This is a genomic window from Paenochrobactrum sp. BZR 201-1 (genome assembly GCF_044987585.2).
Taxonomy (GTDB): Bacteria; Pseudomonadota; Alphaproteobacteria; order Rhizobiales; family Rhizobiaceae; genus Paenochrobactrum; species Paenochrobactrum pullorum.
In genome coordinates this window covers 269,794-291,654 of the sequence record NZ_JBJDRZ020000007.1, presented here as the reverse complement: position 1 = coordinate 291,654, position 21,861 = coordinate 269,794, and the positions used below count along the sequence as shown (strand labels likewise).

At 47.4% G+C, this 21,861-nt stretch carries 20 protein-coding genes and 1 tRNA gene; 11 read left to right on the top strand and 10 right to left on the bottom strand.

The window, feature by feature from the left end; translation table 11 throughout:
• The first annotated feature begins 71 nt into the window (after positions 1-71).
• The 3 genes from ACI0FR_RS07515 (at position 72) to ACI0FR_RS07505 (ending at position 2,328) form a co-directional block, all read left to right on the top strand.
• Positions 72-1,193, top strand: coding sequence for a tyrosine-type recombinase/integrase (locus ACI0FR_RS07515; RefSeq protein ID WP_404905894.1), 1,122 nt, complete (start codon positions 72-74; stop codon positions 1,191-1,193).
• Positions 1,194-1,544: 351 nt separating this feature from the next.
• Complete coding sequence (locus ACI0FR_RS07510) at positions 1,545-1,874, top strand: SH3 domain-containing protein (protein WP_404905895.1); 330 nt, start codon at positions 1,545-1,547, stop codon at positions 1,872-1,874.
• 49 nt (positions 1,875-1,923) lie between these two features.
• Positions 1,924-2,328 (top strand): lysozyme inhibitor LprI family protein, encoded by a 405-nt coding sequence (locus tag ACI0FR_RS07505; RefSeq protein WP_404905896.1) that lies wholly within the window; start codon positions 1,924-1,926, stop codon positions 2,326-2,328.
• Between the two features lie 89 nt (positions 2,329-2,417).
• On the opposite strand, the gene ACI0FR_RS07500 is transcribed toward ACI0FR_RS07505, so the two are convergent.
• From ACI0FR_RS07500 to tig, 4 genes are all read right to left on the bottom strand, one after another.
• Positions 2,418-5,549 (bottom strand): multidrug efflux RND transporter permease subunit, encoded by a 3,132-nt coding sequence (locus tag ACI0FR_RS07500; RefSeq protein ID WP_404905897.1) that lies wholly within the window; start codon positions 5,547-5,549, stop codon positions 2,418-2,420.
• 9 nt (positions 5,550-5,558) lie between these two features.
• Positions 5,559-6,743: an efflux RND transporter periplasmic adaptor subunit gene (locus tag ACI0FR_RS07495; protein WP_374831045.1), complete on the bottom strand. Its 1,185-nt coding sequence runs from the start codon at positions 6,741-6,743 to the stop codon at positions 5,559-5,561.
• 123 nt (positions 6,744-6,866) lie between these two features.
• Positions 6,867-7,415 carry a TetR/AcrR family transcriptional regulator gene (locus ACI0FR_RS07490; RefSeq protein ID WP_374831043.1) on the bottom strand — a complete coding sequence of 183 codons (549 nt, stop codon included), beginning with the start codon at positions 7,413-7,415 and terminating at the stop codon, positions 6,867-6,869.
• Between the two features lie 204 nt (positions 7,416-7,619).
• The gene (gene tig / locus ACI0FR_RS07485; protein ID WP_374831041.1) at positions 7,620-9,047 is read right to left on the bottom strand and encodes a trigger factor; all 1,428 of its coding nucleotides are present in this window, start codon (positions 9,045-9,047) and stop codon (positions 7,620-7,622) included.
• Positions 9,048-9,773: 726 nt separating this feature from the next.
• Here tig and ACI0FR_RS07480 point away from each other — a divergent pair.
• The 3 genes from ACI0FR_RS07480 to rirA all read left to right on the top strand — a co-directional run bounded on the left by ACI0FR_RS07480 (position 9,774) and on the right by rirA (position 11,194).
• Positions 9,774-9,858, top strand: a tRNA-Leu gene (locus ACI0FR_RS07480).
• Positions 9,859-9,979: 121 nt separating this feature from the next.
• Complete coding sequence (locus ACI0FR_RS07475) at positions 9,980-10,438, top strand: YbaK/EbsC family protein (protein ID WP_374831039.1); 459 nt, start codon at positions 9,980-9,982, stop codon at positions 10,436-10,438.
• Positions 10,439-10,708: 270 nt separating this feature from the next.
• Positions 10,709-11,194 carry an iron-responsive transcriptional regulator RirA gene (gene rirA, locus ACI0FR_RS07470; protein WP_374831037.1) on the top strand — a complete coding sequence of 162 codons (486 nt, stop codon included), beginning with the start codon at positions 10,709-10,711 and terminating at the stop codon, positions 11,192-11,194.
• Positions 11,195-11,241: 47 nt separating this feature from the next.
• On the opposite strand, the gene ACI0FR_RS07465 is transcribed toward rirA, so the two are convergent.
• From ACI0FR_RS07465 to hemP, 5 genes are all read right to left on the bottom strand, one after another.
• Positions 11,242-12,048 (bottom strand): heme ABC transporter ATP-binding protein, encoded by an 807-nt coding sequence (locus ACI0FR_RS07465; RefSeq protein WP_374831035.1) that lies wholly within the window; start codon positions 12,046-12,048, stop codon positions 11,242-11,244.
• A gap of 9 nt (positions 12,049-12,057) precedes the next feature.
• Entirely contained in the window at positions 12,058-13,167 is a 1,110-nt protein-coding gene (locus ACI0FR_RS07460; protein ID WP_374831033.1) for a FecCD family ABC transporter permease, read from the bottom strand.
• Positions 13,168-13,298: 131 nt separating this feature from the next.
• Positions 13,299-14,345: a heme/hemin ABC transporter substrate-binding protein gene (locus ACI0FR_RS07455; protein WP_404905898.1), complete on the bottom strand. Its 1,047-nt coding sequence runs from the start codon at positions 14,343-14,345 to the stop codon at positions 13,299-13,301.
• Positions 14,266-15,339, bottom strand: coding sequence for a hemin-degrading factor (locus ACI0FR_RS07450; protein ID WP_374831029.1), 1,074 nt, complete (start codon positions 15,337-15,339; stop codon positions 14,266-14,268). Before ACI0FR_RS07450 ends, ACI0FR_RS07455 begins: the two co-directional genes overlap by 80 nt.
• Positions 15,340-15,352: 13 nt before the next feature.
• Positions 15,353-15,505 (bottom strand): hemin uptake protein HemP, encoded by a 153-nt coding sequence (hemP, locus tag ACI0FR_RS07445; protein WP_404906009.1) that lies wholly within the window; start codon positions 15,503-15,505, stop codon positions 15,353-15,355.
• Between the two features lie 313 nt (positions 15,506-15,818).
• Here hemP and ACI0FR_RS07440 point away from each other — a divergent pair, with 313 nt between their 5' ends.
• The 5 genes from ACI0FR_RS07440 (at position 15,819) to ACI0FR_RS07420 (ending at position 20,691) form a co-directional block, all read left to right on the top strand.
• Positions 15,819-17,831, top strand: a complete 2,013-nt coding sequence (locus ACI0FR_RS07440) for a TonB-dependent receptor domain-containing protein (RefSeq protein WP_404905899.1) — start codon at positions 15,819-15,821, stop codon at positions 17,829-17,831.
• Between the two features lie 173 nt (positions 17,832-18,004).
• Positions 18,005-18,628 (top strand): 5,6-dimethylbenzimidazole synthase, encoded by a 624-nt coding sequence (gene bluB, locus ACI0FR_RS07435; protein WP_404905900.1) that lies wholly within the window; start codon positions 18,005-18,007, stop codon positions 18,626-18,628.
• Positions 18,629-18,873: 245 nt separating this feature from the next.
• Positions 18,874-19,437 (top strand): thermonuclease family protein, encoded by a 564-nt coding sequence (locus tag ACI0FR_RS07430; RefSeq protein WP_404909680.1) that lies wholly within the window; start codon positions 18,874-18,876, stop codon positions 19,435-19,437.
• Complete coding sequence (locus tag ACI0FR_RS07425) at positions 19,421-20,080, top strand: uracil-DNA glycosylase family protein (protein ID WP_404906010.1); 660 nt, start codon at positions 19,421-19,423, stop codon at positions 20,078-20,080. Before ACI0FR_RS07430 ends, ACI0FR_RS07425 begins: the two co-directional genes overlap by 17 nt.
• Before the next feature lie 131 nt (positions 20,081-20,211).
• Positions 20,212-20,691, top strand: coding sequence for an Lrp/AsnC family transcriptional regulator (locus tag ACI0FR_RS07420; protein WP_343804562.1), 480 nt, complete (start codon positions 20,212-20,214; stop codon positions 20,689-20,691).
• A gap of 66 nt (positions 20,692-20,757) precedes the next feature.
• Here ACI0FR_RS07420 and cobT read toward each other — a convergent pair whose 3' ends face one another.
• Positions 20,758-21,777, bottom strand: a complete 1,020-nt coding sequence (gene cobT, locus ACI0FR_RS07415) for a nicotinate-nucleotide--dimethylbenzimidazole phosphoribosyltransferase (RefSeq protein ID WP_404905902.1) — start codon at positions 21,775-21,777, stop codon at positions 20,758-20,760.
• Positions 21,778-21,861 lie beyond the last annotated feature (84 nt).

The window sequence follows — 21,861 nt, the reverse complement described above, 5'->3', positions numbered from 1 at the left end:
CAGAAGCGCATGGCGTGATCGGCATAGGAGCGGATGATGGGGAAGACTGGCAAGCTGCTTGAGAATTTTAAATGACAAATATTGAACTGCCATACATCGAAAAAAATAAAAGCCGCCACGGCACGATGCGCTACTATCTGAGAATAGATGGTCGGCGCATCTGTCGCTTGCCAGACGATATCGGCAGCGAAGAATTTATAAAAAAATATTGGCAGGAACGAAATAATATTGAGGTAAAAAAAACGAAGGCTAAACCGGTGCAAGGCCATGCCATGCCGGTTAAACCATACTCGTTCAGGTGGCTTTGCATACAGTATCTTACGTCAGAGCCATTTTTCCGCTTAGACGAAACTACAAAGGCCAAGCGACGCGCCATTATCGATGCAATGCTACTTGAGCCATTGACTGAGAATGACCCTCGCCTATTCGCTGACATACCGCTTTCGAAGATGACCGCATCACATATTGAAGTGCTGAAAATTCGTAAGCGAGATACGCCTTTTGCAGCAGATGAGCGGCTTAAGATTTTGCGTCAAATCTTCGACACTAAGAAAGATGCTAAGCAAATTGTTCCGAACATCGCTAAAGGTGTAGAAGCATACCGGATACGAACAGATGGTCATGCAACCGCCACGGCCACCGACCTAGCTAAATTCATTGAATACCATGGGGCAAAGTCAAAGGCTTCTCTGTATCTGGCTATTCAAATGTATACGGGCTTTCGTGTTTCCGATCTGGCTGTACTTGGTGAACAGCATCGAAAAAATGATGAGTTCCGTCTACGATTGTTTAAAAACAGAAACAAAACACCGGTTGATATTATTATTCCACTTCACCCGATCCTAATCGCAGTTCTTGATAGTCATGAGGTTACAGGTTCCGTCTACCTTCAAACGGAATACAATAAACCGTATTCTGTTAAGGGACTTGGGAACAGGATATCAGACTGGTTTAAACAGGCTGGGCTTGGACATTTAACATCACACTCAGTCCGTAAAGGTCTTGCCACAGATCAGGCGCATAACGAAGCAACAGACAATATGCTGGAAGCTATGTTCGGCTGGCGTGATGCTAAAACATCAAAAATATACACTAAAAATGCCGAACGTGCGAGACTGGCAAGATCAGCTGTTGCAAAGATCAATTGGGATGGTTTAGGACAGAAGCTAGTTAGCTTTAAAGATGCTGAATAGGTGTGGCACGGTGTGGCACACTAGATTGATAACCAAAGATAATTTATGGTCTCATGTGTGACTAATATCACTTATAAATAATTGTTTTTATTTAATTATTTCTCTTCGGGCGAGGCCTCCATCTTTCCCCTTATCCCCATCTTTCGCCTTATGTTGTTATTCTGGATCAATCAGCCTCAATGCTGTAATCCTTTAGTTTATTTGAAGAATAGAGCAGAATTTCTCCCAATATTCTCTTTCTCTGCTTCATTCAGCCTGTATTCACCTCCGATCATTTTAATATATAATATGTTGCAGCCTTCAAAAGATGGCATGCACAAACGTGATCGCGCGTTTTAAAAGGAAATACAGATGAAATTTTCCGTTTCTGCTTTCTTACTGGCGACTTTCAGCCTAACAATCATCCAACCAGCTTTTGCAACAACAGGTCCTGGATGCCTGCGTGTCGTCAATGTCCAGCAAGATGACGTACTCAATATTCGCAGCCAACCAACCGCTGCATCACCGGTTGTGGGCAAAATACCTGCGGAGAATCATGGTGTGATTGTTTTGAAAGGTAAATGCGAGCCTTTAAACCGACCATGGGCCAATCGTTGGTGCCCTATAACCTATTATGGCGAAGATCAGTCTGCGAAAGGTTGGGTCTATGCACGCTATATTCGTGACAATGATTGTCCATGATTTTAAGTGATGACAGAGACGTCACCATTAACAGTGAGAGGATTTATTCATGTTGAAACTTTCACTCTTCACAGCATGCAGCATATTTTTGATTAGTCAGGCTTATGCTGCAACGGATTGCAGCACTGTTACCGATCAAACCTCGATGACAAAATGCGCACAAGATGAATTGTATCAAGCTGATCACAAGCTTAATCAACTTTATCAAACGATCGAGAAGCGCCTTGCTGATGCCAGCGAGAGTAAAGCTTTATTAATAAGCGCACAACGGGCATGGATTGCATTTCGCGATAGTGAGTGCAACTTCTCAACGTTCGGCACGCAAGGTGGCAGCGTGCACCCGATGATGCTGGCAATGTGCAAGGCATCTCTGACGAAAGCACGAAATCAACAATTGGCTGATTATCTGAAATGCGAAGAAGGCGATCTTGCCTGCGTTGTACCGGCTGAGTAAGCGGCACGTTTTTGTAATAAATTACTTCCAATAAAAATGCCGCGCTTGAGACTAGCGCGGCATTTTTTGTTTTATCTCACAGGCTGTTATTATTCGGCTTCAACCGGAGGAGATACTTTCTCAATCGGTTTTTGTTTGCCTCCAAACCAGCTCATGATGAACACGAAGAAAACCGGCACAAAGAAAACAGCCAAAATTGTTGCCGAAATCATTCCGCCCAGCACACTGGTTCCAATAGCGTTCTGACTGGCAGCACTCGCACCATTAGCAATCGCCAAAGGTACAACGCCCAAAGTGAAAGCAAGTGAGGTCATCAAAATTGGTCTGAAACGCAATTTCGAAGCTTCAATGGTTGCTTCCAGCAGTCCCATGCCTTCCGCACGCAAGTCCTTGGCAAACTCCACGATCAGAATAGCGTTTTTCGCCGATAGTCCGATAATGGTAATCAGACCGACCTTGAAATAAACGTCATTCGGCATATCGCGCAGCATCACGGCCACAACCGAGCCGATAATACCAAGCGGCACCACCAACATCACGGAAATAGGAATTGACCAGCTTTCATACAAAGCAGCCAAAAGCAGGAAGATGAAGACGACTGTCAAGCCCATCAGGAATGGCGCCTGCGAACCCGATTGAATTTCCTGCAAGGACTGGCCTGACCATTCATGCCCAAAACCGGCAGGCAAATCAGCCACCAGACGTTCCATTTCCGCAATCGCCGCACCGGATGAATAACCAGGAGCCGCGTTACCGGAAATACGCACCGCAGGATAACCGTTATAACCGACTACCTGTGCGGCCCCCTTCGTCCAATTAACATTGGCAAAGGAACGCAGCGGCACCATACCACCCGAAGCATTTGGCACATTCAGATCCAGAATATTATCCGCGCTCATGCGCTTTTCCTGATCCGCCTGAATGGTTACGCGCTGCATACGGCCGGCATTCGGGAAATCGTTAATATAAGACGATCCCAAATTGGCAGAAATGGTTGAGTTGATCGCGGCAAAGGTCACACCAAAAGTGTTGGCTTTTTCACGGTCGATATCAATGATCAGCTGCGCTGCATCCGGCATGCCTTCAATACGCATACCGACAAGGATCGGGCTTTTTGCAGCTTCCGCCATCAACTGCGAAGTTGCAGCCGAAAGTGCCGCCTGCCCTGCACCGGAGCGATCCTGCAAACGGAAGCTGAAGCCACCGGATGTACCCAAGCCCTGAATTGGCGGCGGGGAAAGAGCAAAAGAAATTGCATCCTTGATAGCAAACAGCTTCTGGTTGGCACGTCCGGCAATAGCATTTGCCGAGTTGGACGCATCACGTTTGCTCCAATCCTTCAAGGTAATGAATGCCAGACCAGCATTGTCACCAAATCCTGAGAAGGAGAAGCCGCTGATCAGCACGCGTTCTGCAACTGCATCTTCCTGCTGGAAAATCGCATCCACTTCATCGGATACACTCAAAGCACGGTTTGCACTGGCTTCAGCCGGTGCCTGCAAATCAACAATCAGGAACCCCTGATCTTCATTCGGCAGGAAGGAGGAAGGCAACTGAATAAACAGATAGGCCAAACCACCAACCAGCACGACGTAGATCAGCATAAAACGGCCAGCACGCTTGACGATCCAACCGATACTACCTGTGTAGCCACCGATCAGAGCATCAAATTTACGGTTAAACCAACCAAAGAAACCACGCTTTGGCTCATGACCGTTTTTGATAGGCTTCAGGAAGGTTGCGCACAATGCAGGTGTCAAAGATAGCGCCAGAAAGCCAGAGAACATGATGGAAACCACCATGGTCAGACTGAACTGCTGATAAATAACGCCAACAGCACCGGGGAAGAAAGCCATCGGAATGAACACAGCTGTCAGAACCAGTGTGATCCCGATAATCGCACTGTAAATCTGCTTCATAGCTTTACGCGTTGCTTCGCGAGGCGGCAGCCCCTCTTCCGCCATGATACGTTCAACGTTTTCAACCACCACAATCGCGTCATCAACAAGAATACCAATGGCAAGAACCATCGCAAACATTGTCAGCACGTTGATCGAGAAGCCGGCGGCATACATCACACCCAGCGTTCCAAGCAGAGCCACCGGAACAACCAAAGTGGGAATGATGGTGTAGCGGAAGTTCTGCAAGAACAGGAACATTACGAGGAAAACGAGAATAACCGCTTCGACGAGTGTGGTGACAACTTTCTTGATCGATACGGCCACGAAAGGCGATGTATCGTAAGGGATTGCATATTCGATATTATCAGGGAAGAAGCTTGAAAGCTCTTCCATCTTGGCGCGAACAGCTGCAGCTGTTTCCATCGCATTACCGGTCGGTGACAGCTGAACAGCCAGCGCCGCTGCCGGTCGACCGTTAATTTGCGTGGCAAAGTTATAACTTTCCGCCCCCACTTCGATGCGTGCCACATCACGCAGTCGCACAGATGAGCCATCCGGATTAGCGCGCAGAACAATAGAACCGAACTCTTCCGGTGAGGTCAACTGACCTTTAACCAGAACGGTTGCAGCAATTTGCTGATTGATCGGGTTCGGACGTGCACCAATGCGGCCAGCAGCAACCTGCGCGTTTTGCGAAGAAATTGCATTACTGATATCGGTAGAAGACAGGTTGAGCCCAACCATTTTGTCCGGATCAATCCAGATACGCATTGCGCGCTGACTGGCGAAAACCTGCGCACGGCCGACGCCGTCAAGACGCTGGATTTCACCAAGCACGTTACGGCTTAAATAATCGCCAAGACCAACCACGTTGGTACTTCCGTCTTTCGACATCAGCGCAACCATCATCAAAAAGCCTGAACCGGCTTCCTGCACCTGCACGCCCTGCTGCACCACGATACGCGGCAAGCGCGATTCCACACGGCGGATCGCGTTCTGCACATCAATCGATGCCTGACCAATATCGGTACCGGCTTCAAAAGTAACCGTAATCTGAATTGTACCAGACGCATCAGAAGTGGACTCGAAATAAATCGTTCCACTTACACTATTGAGCTCCTGTTCGATTGGCGAAGTCACACTTTGATAAATATCTTCAGGTGCGGCGCCCGGATAAGAAGCAAAAACAGAAATTTGCGGTGGTGCAACATTTGGGTATTGCGATACCGGCAGTTGCGGAATGGCCAGAAGTCCCGCAATAATAATGAAGATAGCGACGACCCAGGCGAAGATGGGGCGTCCAATGAAAAATTGCGCCATATTTTTATCCTATTCGCCCTTATCTTTAGCAACTTCAGCTACCGGCTTTTCCGCTTCAAATGGTACAGGTGCCACAGTCGCACCCGGAGCAGTCTTCTGGAAACCTTCAGTGATCACACGATCACCTTCTTTGATGTTACCGGTTACGACGAAACGGTCTCCCAAAATGCGGTTCACATTGACAGAGCGCAGTTCAACCACGTTTTCTGCATTCACAACCAAGATAGATGCAAGCCCATCAGCATTACGCTGTACGGCCTGCTGCGGCACTGCCAAGGCGTTTTTCTCAATACCTTGTTCGATTTGAACTCGGACATACATGCCCGGCAGCAAATCACCATCAGGATTTGGGAACTCACCACGCAAGGTCACCTGCCCGGTTGTAGTATCAACCGCTGCTTCTGAGAACAGAAGACGACCAGTGGTTGGATAAAGTGTGCCGTCATCAAGAAGAAGATTCACTTCTGCTTCATTCGGACCAGTCATCAATTTGCCATCCTGCAAGGCTTTACGCAGACGGATCAGATCGGCTGCAGGCTGGGTAAAGTCAGCATAGATCGGATCAAGCTGCTGAATGGTGGCCAGATTTTCAACACTGTTTGCACTAACCAAAGCCCCTTCCGTAATCAGTGCACGGCCAATCTGGCCGCTGATCGGAGCCGTTACTTCAGCATATTGCAGATTAAGCTTGGCTTCTGCGAGGCTTGCTTCAGCAGCTGCCACATCAGCATTAGCTTGCGCCAGTTGAGCAACAGCTGTTTCCAGATTTTGTGTGCTAGAAACATTGGATTTACGCAGCTGTTCCTGACGGTCATTGGCTTGGCGCGCCTGAAGCTGTGTAGCTTTCGCTCGTGCCAATGTGGCTTCTGCCATATCAACTTTCACCTGAAAAGGTGCCGGATCGATACGGTAAAGCACATCACCCTGATTAACCCTGGTTCCCTGTTCGAACACACGCTCAACCACGATGCCTGAAACGCGCGGACGCACTTCTGCCAGACGTGTCGGGGCGATACGGCCCGGCAAATCATTCAGGATCGGCAAAGCTTCCGGCTTTAACTCAACAACGCTGACCGACATCGCGGGCATCGCCTGTGCAGCTCCAGCCGCATCCTTTTTGTCATCACATGCGGTTAAAAAGCTGGCAGCCAACAGAACGGCAGCCACTTTGTACAAGTAAGTATTTTTTTTCATTCTATATCCTGAGATATGAAACAGAGATTCCAAGCGAAACATTCAGGCTTCCTTATAGTTTTCGGAGGCAAAACCAAACTAGCCTTCTGATCACATTATGGTCATCCATGTTAGAGCTGCGGGTTATTCTTGAGTAATAAGTTGTTCAATGCCGGAGAGAATCTTCTCGCGTTGTTCTGGCTGCCATTCCACCACCCCAAACATTTGCAAAATGCTCATGCCTTCAATGGCCAGAAATCCCAGCAATGCCTTGTCCGGATCTTTCGCTGAACTGAGCAATTTGCCGAGCTCTTCCCGAAAGCCTTCATTCATTGTTTGTCGTAATTGTTCATCTTGTGTCATCGCTGAACAAAGCTGGAAAACAACAGCGCCGTCTTCTTCCGCATTATAATCGCGCGCCACATCAATACGCGCGCGTAAACGCGGATTATCGCTGTCCTCATGACAGATTGTGGCTTCATCAAGCTTATCGCGCCAACCGGCAATCCAGCGTTCCACAACCGCCTGAATCAGAGCCTGCTTGGTTTTATAATCATAGATTACACTCGCTTTGCTGATACCAGCTACAAGTGCCACAGCATCAAGTGTCAGTTTTGCTGCCCCGTCACGCAACACTACATGCTCAGCCGCATCCAAAATCGTTGCACGATCAATCGCTCTGGGTCTGGCCATCAGTTCATTCCAGTTAATAACCATCCGGTTGGTAATTAAGTTGGGGCAAGTTGTCAATCAGTCGAATGATGTAAAAATGGTAGATAAACTTAATGTGAACAGCAGCCAACCATGACGCTGCCCAAACATCTAACGGTGTTAGAAACACAAAAAAGGCCGTGCAAAGCACGGCCTTTTTCGTCTAAATTTTCAGATGGCTAATGATTAAGCTTCATCTGCCTTATCTGCTTCTTTTTTCTTAGGAGCAGCTTTTTTCTTTGGTGCAGCTTTCTTGGCTGGCTTTTCAGCCACTTGATCTTCGTCTTCTGCGGTCAGCTCTTCTTTGGTTACTTTCTTGTCGGTAACGGTGATTGCAGCCAACAGATGGTCAACAACCTTTTCTTCAAAGATTGGAGCGCGCAAGTTAGCAACTGCATCCGGAGTTTTACGCAGGAAGTCGTAAATCTGCTGTTCCTGACCTGGGTAACGACGCACCTGATCGTAAACTGCACGCTGCAATTCTTCTTCGGTAACTTCTACACCAGCTTTTTCACCGATTTCGGAGAGAACCAGACCGAGACGTACGCGGCGTTCAGCCAGCTTGCGATATTCTTCACGAGCTGCTTCTTCTGTGGTTTCTTCGTCTTCAAAAGTGCGGCCAGCCTGCTGAAGGTCAAAGTTGATCTGCTGCCAGATGTTGTTGAATTCAGCATTGACCAGCTTTTCAGGGCTTTCAAACTGATAGTCACCATCCAAAGCATCAAGAATCTGACGCTTGACTTTCTGGCGGGTGATGGAGCCATACTGGCTTTCGATCTGTTCACGTACAACTTCACGCAGACGCTCAAGAGTTTCAATGCCGAGCTTCTTAGCGGTTTCGTCGTTCAGTTCAATTTCGCCAGCTTTAGCAACTTCCTTCACGGTGATGTCAAAGGTTGCATCTTTGCCAGCCAAATGTGCTGCACCGTAATCAGCAGGGAAAGTTACGTTGATAACTTTCTCATCGCCAGCTTTTACGCCCACGAGCTGATCTTCAAAGCCCGGGATGAACTGACCGGAGCCCAGAACGAGCTGTGCATCATTATCTGCACCTCCATCGAACGGAACGTCGTCAACTTTACCAAGGTAATCCATGGTAACGCGATCGCCGTTTTCAGCTTTGCCTTTTTTCGCTTCGTAAGAAACAGTAGAAGACGCAACGCGCTTAACCTGTTCGTCAACTTCTTCATCAGAAATATCGACAACTTCACGGGTTACGCTGATGCCGGAGAAATCTTTGATTTCGATCTTCGGCAGAACTTCATAAGCCAGCGAGAATACGAAATCGATTTTGCCGTCCAGAACCTGTTCGGCTTCTTTTTCGTCTTCCGACAAAACAACTTCCGGCTGGGTTGCAGATTTTTCGCCACGATCAGCAAGGATCGAGCGTGGGGTATCGCTGAGAATTTCATTGACGATTTCAGCCATGAAAGACTTGCCATATGTCTTACGCAGATGCGCAACAGGCACTTTACCCGGACGGAAACCGTTAATACGTGCATTACCGCGTGCAGTTTCGAGGCGTTCTGCGAGCTTTGCGACGAGATCCGCAGCTGGAATCACGACCTTAACTTCGCGCTTCAGCCCTTCATTGAGCGTTTCGGTAACCTGCATGTCAAAACCTTCACTTCTTATCATGATGCCGGGTCACGAACTTCTGGCGTCAACGCCGGCAAGAAACTGTTGTGCCATATGGCTTGTGTGCGCAATCAAACGCGTCAGACAATCAATGCGCATCTTAAAAAACATGAAACCTCACCGGAGCCCCGTCAGGCCTTTATTCCGATCAAGTTTCCGCTTCAAAGACGCAGTCACTTCATTGCACCTCGCGCCAAATTTCACTTCCATTACGTGGACAGAACCCAAAGGTCAATGAATAACCGTCAATAATGATGCATGTCACACAGCGCTTATGCCTATATATTTATCCATTTGCCAGCTGACAATCCACCCTCAGCAGATAAAACCATGAATTTTGTCCATGCCAGCATTTAAATTGCGAAGCTGAAAAATAGCACAGAGCTAATTTCAACCCAAAGCCTGCCATTATAACCTGCCATTATAACCTGCCATTATAACCTGCCATTATAAAATGCATCTGCCCGGAAATAAGGAGAACTGTAATTATTCGCGAGCCTCTCACTACCGGTCAATAGAAGTTTGATTCGAGTATTTGTTAAGCCCTGTGCCTGTCAGAGTTGTTTGGCCGAGTGCTTAGCCGGAAAACAACACAAAACTGTTTATTTTAAGATAAAACTTTAAAAACTTGTTTGTTAGGTGTTTCAATAAATTAAACGGGGCTTGCACCGGATTATTTTTTACCCTATGAGAGCGCTTGTTGCGGGCGTGGCGGAATTGGCAGACGCACTAGATTTAGGTTCTAGCGCCGAGAGGCGTGGGGGTTCAAGTCCCTCCGCCCGCACCATTTTAAAATCTCAATTAGTAATATAAAATTTTCAAAAACTGTTTTCAATATCAGTTCTTTGAATGCTTGCCTTCCTCATCTTCCTGCTTAAAACTTGGTCTATAAAATCAAGGAACAAATGATGAGTCTGGAATCTGTTAAAGCATTTTTTGCCGAAAAAGCTCCCGATATAGAGATTATTGAGCTGGAAACCAGCACCGCAACGGTTGCACTGGCAGCCGAGGCACATGGTGTTGAGCCGGGGCAAATTGCCAAAACCCTTTCGTTCAAAATCAAAGATGATGCCGTTCTCATTGTCACCCGCGGTGACGCACGTATTGATAACCGCAAATTCAAAGACCAGTTTGCCACAAAACCGCGGATGCTGGATGCTGAAAGCGTGATTGCACTAACCGGTCACCCAGTCGGCGGTGTCTGCCCTTTCGGTTTGGCAAGCAATATGGCCATTTATTGCGACATCTCCTTAAAGAACTTTGATGAGGTCGTACCGGCCGCCGGTTCCATCAATAGTGCTCTTCGCATCAACACTCTGCGTTTGGCAGAACTGAGCCAGGCCGAATGGATTGATGTTTGCCAATAAACAACAACCTTAAAAATACCGGTGAACATATTGATATTGCTTCACCGGTTTTAACCGGCTATATTAAACATGCTTAATTTTGTCATATTTTTACGAAATCAAATTGCAATTCTTAATAATGCCTTTTATATGTGTTAAGAACAATTCTAAACTAACTTGAATTATGTTTGTTTCATTGCATCATAGGGCAAGTTAACATTCAGGCTCCTTACCTGTTTTACGCGTAAGGAGTGTATCGTTTAAAACCTTCCCGTGTGGAAAGGATATTATATGCGACTGACCCGTCAGACCAATTATGCAATTCGGATGCTTATGTATTGCGCTGCAAATGAAGGGCAGTTAAGCCGCATTCCGGAAATTGCCAGAGCTTATTCGGTTTCCGAACTTTTTCTGTTCAAAATTCTGCAGCCGCTTGTCCAAAACAATATGATTGAAACTGTACGCGGCCGTAATGGTGGCGTCAGGCTCGGTAAAGCTGCAAGTGAAATCACCGTTTTTGATGTGGTGCATGTAACAGAAGAAAATTTTGCGATGGCAGAATGCTTCGAAAATGATGCTACGGAATGCCCGCTTGTTGACAGCTGCGCTCTCAACTCGGCCCTGCGTGAAGCTTTGGGCGCTTTCTTTACTGTTCTTTCGCAATATACAATTGCTGATCTGGTTAAGGCTCGCCCGAATGTGCGGATGTTGCTGGGACTTGATGAAGTAATGGAAAAGCGTGCCGCAGCAGCTTCGGCCCGTGCGACTGCCGGCTGAGCCGGCAATCATTCCATTCGATATTCTTAAGTATTAAATGAGCGCCGCTAAGAACCGCTCATTTCTTCTATTGAACCATGAGGCAGGATAAAAGGTACATCCGGTGGCGGCACCATGCCGACACATAAATTACAACCATAAATTCGTGACAATCTTTTATTGGTCAGCATCGCACGTGGTGCACCTGCCCCGTCCAGCTTTCCATTTTGCATAATGATGATCTGATCAGCAAACATTGCTGTCAAATTCAGGTCATGCAAAATAGCAACGACGCCTCCGCCATCAGCAGCAAATTTGCGGGCAATATTCATAACCATGATCTGGTGACGAATATCTAGGCTGGAGATTGGCTCATCCAGAAATAAATAACGCGGATGACCATCGACAACAGGTTTCCAAACCTGACACAAGACACGTGCCAATTGTACGCGCTGCTGTTCTCCGCCTGATAATTCCTGATAAAGACGCCCGCTGAACCCTTCCAGATCCACCATTTTAAGTGCCAGATCCGGCAATTTCTCCTGCTCGGATTGAGATACGCCGCTCAAGCCCCCCGTTAATCCTAAGCGTACGATCTCACGTACGCTGAAAGGAAAGGACAAACTGGTGGATTGCGGCAGGACAGCACGTCTTCCGGCCATTTGCCAAGGCTTGAAAGAACGGAAATTAATCCCGTCCAGTGCAGCCTCGCCTTTATACTCCACATCGCCGCATAAAGCACGCATCAGCGTTGTTTTACCGGAACCATTTGGCCCGACAATGACCGTCACCTGACGCGGATAAGCTTTAAAACTGACATCTTCGATAATGGTCTTACCGGAAATTGTAACAGACAGATCCCGAATTTCGATCATAATAACCTCTTACAAATCCAGCACATTTCGGCGGCGCAACAAAATCCAAAGGAAGAAAGGCGCACCGAATGTTGCAGTTACAATACCAATCGGCAATTCAGCAGGGGCTACGATTGTGCGGCTGAAAGCATCGGCAAGCAATAATAATGTAGCGCCAAGCAGGGCTGAACAAGGCAGCAGATAACGATGATCCGGCCCGATCGTTAAGCGCAGAATATGCGGCACTACAATACCGACAAAACCAATACCACCACTGACGGCCACGGATGCACCAACGGCCGCAGCAACACTGACAATAGCAATATTTTTCACCCGCTGCACATGAACGCCCAGATGGTTGGCAGATGCCTCCCCCAATGCCAAAGCATTCAAACCACGCGCTAAAAACGGCACCACAACAAGGACGATCAAAATAATCGGCCCTGCGGAGATGATTTTGTTCCACGTCGCACCAGCCAGCGAACCAAGTCCCCAAAAGGTCATATCGCGCAATTGACGGTCATCGGCAATATAGGTCAAAAGACCCGTCAATGCGCCAGCCAGCGCGCCCAATGCGATACCGGCCAAAAGCATGGTGGCAACAGACGTCCGTCCCTGTCTGGTCGCCACACGATAAAGCACCAATGTCGTAAAAAGACCACCTCCGAATGCGGCCAGCGGCAAGGTCAAAAGACCAAGAATTGCGGTCAGCGGCGCCAGAATTGAACCGCCCAGCACGATCACCGAAATTGCACCAAGCCCTGCTCCGGACGATACACCAACAAGGCCCGGATCAGCCAGCGGATTGCGGAACAAACCCTGCATCACTGCACCCGAAACAGCCAGTGCTGCGCCAATCAACATGCCTAAAACAATGCGTGGCAGACGAATATCAACAATAATCAAACGGTCACGTTGCGAAAGAACATCGCCCGAAGCATCACTGCCTGCCCATAAAGATCGGATCAAATTCCATAACGAGGCATCAGATGCCCCCGCCGTCAAGCTGAACAAAGCCGTGAAAATCAAGGCAATAGCCAGTATAAAAATAGCCAATCTGGCAATATGGCTGCGATCTCCATCCTGCCTGTTCCGCATTAACGGCAGCGTACTGCTGTAAGCGGCGTCTTGCGATGTCATAATTACATCCCTGAATATTGAACAGGCCATCGGATGCAGCCCGTGAATGACGGCAGCCAAAGCTACCTTTACATATTAATATGTTGCGGCCCGATAAAGTCAGACCGCAACATATGCATGTCGTTGTTATTTTAGTCTTTTTGTTCCGGATAGAGTGCTTCCGTCAGTTCACGCACAGCCTCACCGGTGCGCGGACCAAATCCCAGCAGATATAATCCGTCCATGGATACGACGCTTTTTGTCTTCGCAGCAGGTGTCGAGATAATGGCAGGGTGCTTTAAAACTTCTGCAGTTCTTGCCATATGGTCACCGCCGCCCGACATCATCAAGATGAAATCTGGGGCAAGCTTGTCCACGGCTTCATCGGTCATTTGTTTGTAACCGGCAAAACTGTCGATGACATTTATCGCCCCTGCCATTTTGATAATGTTATCGGCAGCGGTACCGGTACCGGAAGCCTGAATACGATCACCCTGCATGGATAAAACAAACAGAACACGTTTTGGCTTTGTTACTTTTTGAACCAGTTTTTCAGTGGCCTGCATATCCGCATCAACCTGAGCGACAAGCGCCTCGGCTTTATCACTGACACCCAATGTCTTACCGACAATGCGGATTTTCTCCAATACGCCTTCATGGCTCATGCCATCCGGCACCACCACCACCGGAACAGAGGCTTTTTCCAAAACCTCGATCGTTTCTGGCGGGCCACTGCCTTCCAGCATTAAAATCGCACTCGGATTAATGGATAAAACGCCTTCCGGTGACAATTGACGCATATAGCCGACATCAGCAAGATTTTTTGCTTCCGGCGGATAAGTGCCGGTTGTATCACGGCCGATCAATCTGCCCTCTTCACCAAGGGTATAGATGATTTCGGTCAAAGATCCGCCAATGGCTAACAAGCGTGACGTATCTTGCAATGTTTCCACTGTTGCTGATGTTACAGGCTCATTGCCTGCTGCAAGAGATGACTGGAGCGAGACCGGCGTAAATAGCATTGAAGCAACAACACCAGCCAATAAACCCTGCCGCGTTTTGTGCAGCAGGGTTTTTGATGAAAACAGGGGTAAAAAATTCATGTGACCGGCCATATGTTCAAGCAGCAATGGAACGCGGCAGACGCGGTAAAGCTTCCACCAATTCACGCCAATCCGCACGTTCTTCAGTGCCTTCATGGCGTTCACCGAAGAACTGGATAAACAATTCACCCTTGTCATCGAAGACTTCCAAAGAGGTTACATGACCATCTTTAGTCGGCTTGCGAACAGCCCATACTTCACGAATGTGATCCGTACGCAAATGCATATGAAAAGTCGGATCCATGACATTGAGCCAAGGCCCCATCATTTTAATGCCCGTAATTGCACCGGTATGGATCTGGATACAGCCGCGATTGCCGATAAAACACATGATCGGCAATGCATTTTCGGCAACCTGCTCCATCATCGCGCGAATTGATCCGGCATCAAGCGGCCATGCAAAATTATCACCTGCAAGCTCAACCGCCTGCTTGCGATCAATATTAAAATCACGCAGCAAGCCCATAAATTGATGCACGTCCGTCAATTCCGACCAACGGCTTCGGAAAGCATCGCTGTCAACTTCAGCTGTAACTGCTGTCTCAGGCTTGGCTTTTGGTGCAACGGCATGAAATTCCGGGGATTGATTATCGCTGGCCAATGTTTCAAGCAATTTGGCATAGGCATCCAGATCAGACGCCTCACGCAAATGCACCTTATGAACGGCCTCACCAGAAGCATTGAAAAACTGTAAACTGCGCCGCACAGTTTCTCCGTCATGCTTTTCAACGGCAAAAGCTTCAACCCATTGTGAAGGGAAAATACGCAAGTCAATCTGCTTGCCAAGCACCATGGCCGCATGTTTGCCAGGCACTGTCTTTTCATAGGGACCAATTTTTTCGTGCACTGCGCTTTCATTGCGGGTCAGCGCCATCACTTCTCCGACAGCACTGATACCACTTAAAAACGCCTCAACATTAGCGCGTACCCGCGCTACTTTTAAAGCTTCATCATCAGCGCCAATATAAGCTGCCAGATAATCGGCTTCAGAGATATCAAGTTTTTGTGCAAAATCACGTTCGCGCATTTTCGGATTTTCGCTGCGTGCCGAACGGATTTCCTGCGGCGATGGTTTTGTCGATAGTGTCATGGTGCTGCTATGCCTATTTATTGAGAATTAATTTGCCTTGGCGGGTGATTTTCAAACGATACACAGAACCGGCATGTTTGATGCCAACCTCTTTTGCACCTTCAAAAAGCTCACTACTGCCATAGGTTTTAACTTCCGCTTCCAGAGAATCTCCTGCTGCGGCAATACATTCATCGGGTTGCAACGCCTGCACTTCATCCTCGCTTGCCAGCTGTTGTTGCATTGGCCATTTTTCAGATGATCTTGCAGGAGGCCACTGCACCTCCAGATCTATATCGATGCGCCGGTTCATTGCTTCATTCGCTTTCATTCATCCTGTGAAAATTTGTACTCTCACATTCTTGACACAATCTATCATGTTTCATAGAAAGAGCAATACAAGACTTTATTAGTCAAGTTTTAAAAACTTCCTCAAGCCAGTGACTTTTCACATCACCAGCCAGCGGAACAAGCTTTCAATTTTCTCAGGAGAAGTAGAAATGTCGCTGAAGACTGGCGGGCACCGCACGCATTTTATGGCCGGAACAGCCCTCTCATTGGTTCTTATCGCAACTTCATCAGCCTTCGCACAGGAACAAACTGCCAAACCTGATGAAGCGGAAGTCAATCTGAAAACAATTGTTGTGGGTAAAGGTAATCCGGACGCAATAACATCCACCACAGATCCGATCAGCATCGTTACACGCGAAACCCTGAATCGTTTTGGCGGCATCAAGATTGACGACACATTACGCAATGTACCTGGTACATTTACCCGCATTAATGGCTCTCAACCCGGCGTTGCAGTCAATATCCGCGGCTTTGAGGGTTCCGGACGCGTCAATATGATGATTGACGGCGTTCGCCAGAACTTCCGCTTTACCGGCCATGAGGCGTCCGGCTTCACTTATGTCGATCAAAATTTGCTGGCTGATATTGACGTAACCCGCGGCGCCGTAACGGGTGCAGGCGGCAGTGGTCTTTCCGGCAGCGTTAACTTCCGCACCCTCGGCGTCAATGACATTGTGCCTGAAGGCAAACAGTGGGGTGTTCTTGGTCGCGCTTCATGGGGCAGTAATGGTGTTGGCTTCTCCGAAATGCTCTCCGGTGGTGCACGCATTGATGCGATGGGGATTGCCGCAGCTATCAGCCGCCGCGATTCCAATTCTTACAAAAACGGTGACGGCGACCGCCAGCCCAACACCGGACAGGAACTGACATCCGGCCTGTTTAAAACCGAATTTGGCTTTGGTGAGGATCAACGCCTGTCATTGGGCGGCGTTTTCTATAAAAATGATTTTGCTGCAAACTCTTATGACCAAACACTGAAAAACAACACTTTAACTGCAAATTATCGCTACAATCCCGGCGATAATGATCTGATCGATCTGCGCGTTAATGGTTTTTATAATCACCTTAACATGACCTATAATGCATCGGTTAACCCGCCATTCGTTAGCGCTGTAGGCCGCGAAATTACCGACAAAGGTGTAGGGTTTGACGTCTCGAACACATCAAATTTTGTTGCGGGTGATGTTGCCATTCGTTGGCAAAATGGTGTCGAATATTTCCGCGACAAAATCACCGGCGACAATGCAGGCGTTAACCCGTCAGATGGTCGCAGTACAGCCGGGGCTGTTTTCACTGAAGCCAAATTTTCCTATGGCATTGTCGATCTGACCACCGGTTTGCGATATAATTTCTTCAAACTTGATGGTGATGCCAACGACGGAACCCAGCTTGTCGACCGCTCGATAAATGAACTCGACCCCAAAATTACGCTGGCTGTGAATGCAACCGATTGGTTACAGCCATATGTCACTTATTCGCATTCCATGCGTGCACCGACTTTGCAGGAAACGATGTTGGGTGGTGTACATCCTGGTTCCGTTTCAAGTCAGTTTTATTTACCGAACCCAAACCTTTCAGCTGAAAAACTGCGTGGCTGGGAAGTTGGTTTCAATCTGGCCAAAAGCGATGTTTTCCTAGCTGATGACATTATCAGCATGAAAGCAAATTATTACTATATGACCGTCAAGGATTATATTGCCGCTCGTGAAGTTGACGGTAACTTAATGCAATATGTAAATATTGACGGCAGCACCCATGTGCGTGGTTTCGAACTTGAAGCCAACTATGATGCAAGATTTGCTTTTGCCGGCATCGCTTATGGTTACACCAATACAAATATGCCGGAACAAATGCCGGGCTTGGGCGCCAATAATTATCTGCCTGATCATATCCTGACACTGACGGCCGGTGCGCGTTTCATGGAAGAAAAACTGACGGCCGGTGCGCGTTATAACTACGTATCAAAAGGCGAGAATACAGATGGCAGCAAAACAGCCTCCTATGCGCTGGTTGATGTGTTTGCCAATTATAAATTCACAGATAATGTTGACCTGACCCTGAGGGTCAACAACGTCTTCAATAAAACCTATACGCCTGCCCTCAACACATCTGGTTCAGGTCAAGGACGTACCTTCATGGTGGCAACCCAGTTTAAATTCTAAGCTTTTGCTTAATAGTTTAAAAAATCCAGCGGTGGCGCGAACTTTAGCTTCGCGCCACTTTTTTTAAAAAAGAGACAAGCCTCTTTTTGACCAACACTATAATTAGCGAAATCTGTTACATTGAGATAAGAAGGATTCTTAAATCCCCTTGCAGACAGAATAAGCTTTTAAATATGAATTTCGCGGCCAGTGACCAACAAACTTTACTAAATATCATGCGTTGGCGACGGGATGTGAGGCATTTTAAAACTGAAGCTGTACCTGATCATCTCCTTAAAGAGCTGCAGCACGCCATTCAGCTTTCACCTTCCGTGGGAAACTCACGTCCGTGGCGCATTTTCACAGTAAAATCTCAACACATACGCGCCCAAATTTACGATAACTTCCAGCAAGCCAGCGCAGAAGCCGCAACCATCTATGATGAGCGCCGCTCAATTCAATACGCTCAATTGAAGCTTGAAGCCATCCAAACCGCCCCGATTCAACTGACAGTTTTTACTGAAACAAACCCGGATCAAGGCCACGGGCTGGGCCGTCAAACAATAAAAGACACTTTGATACAAAGCACGGCAATGGCCATCCAAAATCTAAATCTGGTGGCCCGTTCACTTGGGCTGGGCGTTGGAATGGTGTCCATTTTGAACCCACACGCCATTGAACAACTATTCAAGGTTCCTGAAAGCTGGCAGTTTAGTTTTTATCTTTGCATTGGCTGGCCCGCGTTCGATAGTGACCAACCTTTATTGCACCAACTTGGCTGGCAAGAAAATGATGATGAAAACTGGATCGAAATCTAATAATTAAATTACGACTTAATTATAACGGCACGTAGCAAGCAAATGCATATCTAGCATCAAGCATTGCGAAAGTTCCCTATATGTTCTATATCCGATTTATGAATTTCAGCACCATGTTTTAAAAGTGAGGCGCAATGTTCAGACCACGCTATGGTCGAAAATCCGCTTTTCGCACCTCAAAACAATATCGACAGCTTAAACGCCGCCGACCACTTATCCTCGACACTTTGTTTGCTCTTATCATTTTGGCAGCAATTGCTTATCTGATCAGCCTGCTCCCACAAGCAAGTCATGAGAACCAAGGATGGTCGGGCATTGCGATTGTTATTGATGGCGACACAATAATTCTTAGTAATCAACGGCTGCGCTTAAAAGGCATCGATGCGCCTGAAATAAAACAAACTTGCCAAATTAACAACCAGGCACAAGCTTGCGGTGTTACTGCCAAACAGGCGCTGCAACGAAAAATAGCGCGCCAGGCCATTCATTGCACCAGCACTGCACGTGACAAATATAAGCGCTTTTTGGCAATCTGTTATCTTGATCAAACTGAGCTCAACCAATGGATGGTCGAGCAAGGTTATGCCATTTCATATTATGATTATCCTGCACAAGAGCATGAAGCGCGACTAAACAAACGCGGCATCTGGGCTGGTAAATTTGAACGTCCGCAAGATTGGCGCAAACGCACTGCCAAACAAGAAATGGAAAATTCCTCTAAAGACACATATTTGGATTATCAAAAATTTGTTCAAATAATCAAAGATATTTATGATAGATTATTCGGAAGTGGTGAAACTGATGAATAAACTCGACCAAGAACATTTGATCAAGCAAATATCTCAAGAGATTACTGCATGTCGGTTGTGTCACGACAACCCGCGCTATCCACCAGCTATGGCAATGCCGCCACGTCCTGTTTGCACGATTTCCGCCTCAGCTCCCATTGCCATTTGCGGACAAGCGCCGGGTATGCGTGTTTATAATACCGGTATTGCTTTTAATGACCCGTCCGGTGATCGCTTGCGCCAATGGCTCAGTGTCTCACGGGAGAGTTTTTATAATCCGGATCACTTTGCCATCATTCCGATGGGCTTTTGCTTTCCCGGTTATGATAAAAATGGCGGCGACCTGCCTCCTCGACGTGAATGCAAAGAAATCTGGCATGACCAGATTTTTCCGCTGATGCCGCAGATAAAACTGGTCATTGTCATCGGCCAATATGCACAAAGCTATCATTTGGGAAAACGACGCCAAAAAACTTTAACGGAAACCGTTTTACATTGGCGGGACTTCTTTGAGGCACGAGACGAAAATGACCGCCGTATCCTTCCCTTGCCCCATCCGTCATGGCGCAATACCGGTTGGCTGAAACGGAATCCGTGGTTTGAACATGACTTATTGCCTGAATTGCAAAAGCTGACCGCTTCACTTTTGCTCAATCCAGATTAAAGTTCTACAAATAAACAAAATCATAGAATTTATTTGCTGTCTTTTTTATTATATGCTCGCCATAAGAGTATCAAGTTTCAAAGAAACTGCACAATTGATAATACGGGTTTCGTTTAAGGGAAATTGAGCGCATGGACAGGCTTGACAGAAAAATTCTTCGTTTGCTGCAAGAAGATGCAACCCTTGCAGTTGCTGATGTTGCCAAAAAAGTCGGACTGTCCACCACCCCTTGCTGGCGCCGTATCCAGAAACTGGAAGAAGACGGCATCATCAAACGGCGCGTTGCCATCCTTGATCCGGCTAAAATCAATGCCCGCGTGACGGTTTTCGTTTCCATCCGCACCAATTCGCACAGCAATGAATGGCTGAAACGCTTTTCTGAAGTGGTGCAGGAATTTCCGGAAGTGATCGAATTTTATCGCATGAGCGGTGATATTGACTATTTGCTTCGTGTCGCTGTGCCCGATATTGCCGCTTATGATGCTTTTTACAAACGCCTCATCAACCGGATTGAAATTCGCGATGTTTCCTCATCCTTCGCGATGGAGCAGATAAAATATACAACCGAGTTGCCGCTTGATTATATGGTTCTCGATAAAGAGAACTCCTGAATATCCCACAAAAAAAACCGGCTGAAAATCTCAGCCGGTTTTTTCATTTTAATTCGAAAATTACTATTAATTTGAACTGGTTACACCAGCTTGTTCAAATGTTGCCATACCAGCATGGGTTAAAGCTGCAGCCTTCACGATACCGGCAGCCAAAGCAGCACCCGTACCTTCACCAAGGCGCATTTCCATTTCAAGCAATGGTTTCTTGCCCATTTTTTCCAGCATACGACGATGCCCCGGTTCAGCTGAAACATGACCAAAAATGCAATGTTCAATAGCGGACGGATCAACAGCATGTAAAATCGCAGCCGCAGAACTTGCCACAAAACCATCAATGATGACCGGAATTTTTTCCATGCGTGCTGCCAGAATAGCACCCGCCATTGCCGCAATTTCACGCCCGCCCAAACGTCGCAAGACTTCAAACGGATCTTTCAAATGATCCTGATGCAATGAAATTGCCTTGTTGATGGCAGCAAGCTTGCGATCCATCAATTCACCGGTAGAACCTGTGCCGGGGCCTGCCCAATCTTCAGCACTGCCGCCATAAAGCGCACAGGCAATAGCCGCAGCAATAGTGGTATTACCGATACCCATTTCACCAATGCACAAAAGATCGGTACCGCCAGCAATCGATTCCATTCCGAAAGCCATGGTTGCAGCGCAACTGCGTTCATCCATCGCTGCATCGACAGTAATATCAGCAGTCGGATATTCCAGCGCCAGATCGAAAACCTTCAGCCCCAGATCATAAGTAATGCAAATCTGGTTGATTGCAGCACCACCAGCGGCAAAGTTTTCCACCATCTGCGCGGTAACGCTTGCCGGATAAGGGGTGATGTTTTGTGCGGTGACGCCGTGATTACCGGCAAAAACGGCAACCAGCGGACGGGTGACCTGTGGTTTGCCCAAGCCGCTCCATGCAGCCAACCATTCAACCAGTTCCTCCATACGACCCAGCGAACCAGCAGGCTTTGTAAGTTGTGCTTCGCGCGCTTTGACCTGCGCAACCGCGTCTTCAGAAGGCCCCGGCAAATTACGGATCAGCTCACGAAAATCATCAAAAGGCAGGCCGCTTGTACTCATAATCTTTCAGTCCAGTCGCTCTTGGGAAATAAACAGGATGGATGTTATTAAAGTGTTGACCTCCTATAAGCCTTTGAAGCTAAT

Excerpts from the sequence above, each read along its gene's own strand:
- ACI0FR_RS07515 (WP_404905894.1), top strand. The coding sequence starts at position 72 with ATGACAAATATTGAACTGCCATACATCGAAAAAAATAAAAGCCGCCAC.
- ACI0FR_RS07510 (WP_404905895.1), top strand. The coding sequence starts at position 1,545 with ATGAAATTTTCCGTTTCTGCTTTCTTACTGGCGACTTTCAGCCTAACA.
- ACI0FR_RS07505 (WP_404905896.1), top strand. The coding sequence starts at position 1,924 with ATGTTGAAACTTTCACTCTTCACAGCATGCAGCATATTTTTGATTAGT.
- ACI0FR_RS07500 (WP_404905897.1), bottom strand. The coding sequence starts at position 5,549 with ATGGCGCAATTTTTCATTGGACGCCCCATCTTCGCCTGGGTCGTCGCT.
- ACI0FR_RS07495 (WP_374831045.1), bottom strand. The coding sequence starts at position 6,743 with ATGAAAAAAAATACTTACTTGTACAAAGTGGCTGCCGTTCTGTTGGCT.
- ACI0FR_RS07490 (WP_374831043.1), bottom strand. The coding sequence starts at position 7,415 with ATGGCCAGACCCAGAGCGATTGATCGTGCAACGATTTTGGATGCGGCT.
- tig (WP_374831041.1), bottom strand. The coding sequence starts at position 9,047 with ATGCAGGTTACCGAAACGCTCAATGAAGGGCTGAAGCGCGAAGTTAAG.
- ACI0FR_RS07475 (WP_374831039.1), top strand. The coding sequence starts at position 9,980 with ATGAGTCTGGAATCTGTTAAAGCATTTTTTGCCGAAAAAGCTCCCGAT.
- rirA (WP_374831037.1), top strand. The coding sequence starts at position 10,709 with ATGCGACTGACCCGTCAGACCAATTATGCAATTCGGATGCTTATGTAT.
- ACI0FR_RS07465 (WP_374831035.1), bottom strand. The coding sequence starts at position 12,048 with ATGATCGAAATTCGGGATCTGTCTGTTACAATTTCCGGTAAGACCATT.
- ACI0FR_RS07460 (WP_374831033.1), bottom strand. The coding sequence starts at position 13,167 with ATGACATCGCAAGACGCCGCTTACAGCAGTACGCTGCCGTTAATGCGG.
- ACI0FR_RS07455 (WP_404905898.1), bottom strand. The coding sequence starts at position 14,345 with ATGAAGGCACTGAAGAACGTGCGGATTGGCGTGAATTGGTGGAAGCTT.
- ACI0FR_RS07450 (WP_374831029.1), bottom strand. The coding sequence starts at position 15,339 with ATGACACTATCGACAAAACCATCGCCGCAGGAAATCCGTTCGGCACGC.
- ACI0FR_RS07440 (WP_404905899.1), top strand. The coding sequence starts at position 15,819 with ATGTCGCTGAAGACTGGCGGGCACCGCACGCATTTTATGGCCGGAACA.
- bluB (WP_404905900.1), top strand. The coding sequence starts at position 18,005 with ATGAATTTCGCGGCCAGTGACCAACAAACTTTACTAAATATCATGCGT.
- ACI0FR_RS07420 (WP_343804562.1), top strand. The coding sequence starts at position 20,212 with ATGGACAGGCTTGACAGAAAAATTCTTCGTTTGCTGCAAGAAGATGCA.
- cobT (WP_404905902.1), bottom strand. The coding sequence starts at position 21,777 with ATGAGTACAAGCGGCCTGCCTTTTGATGATTTTCGTGAGCTGATCCGT.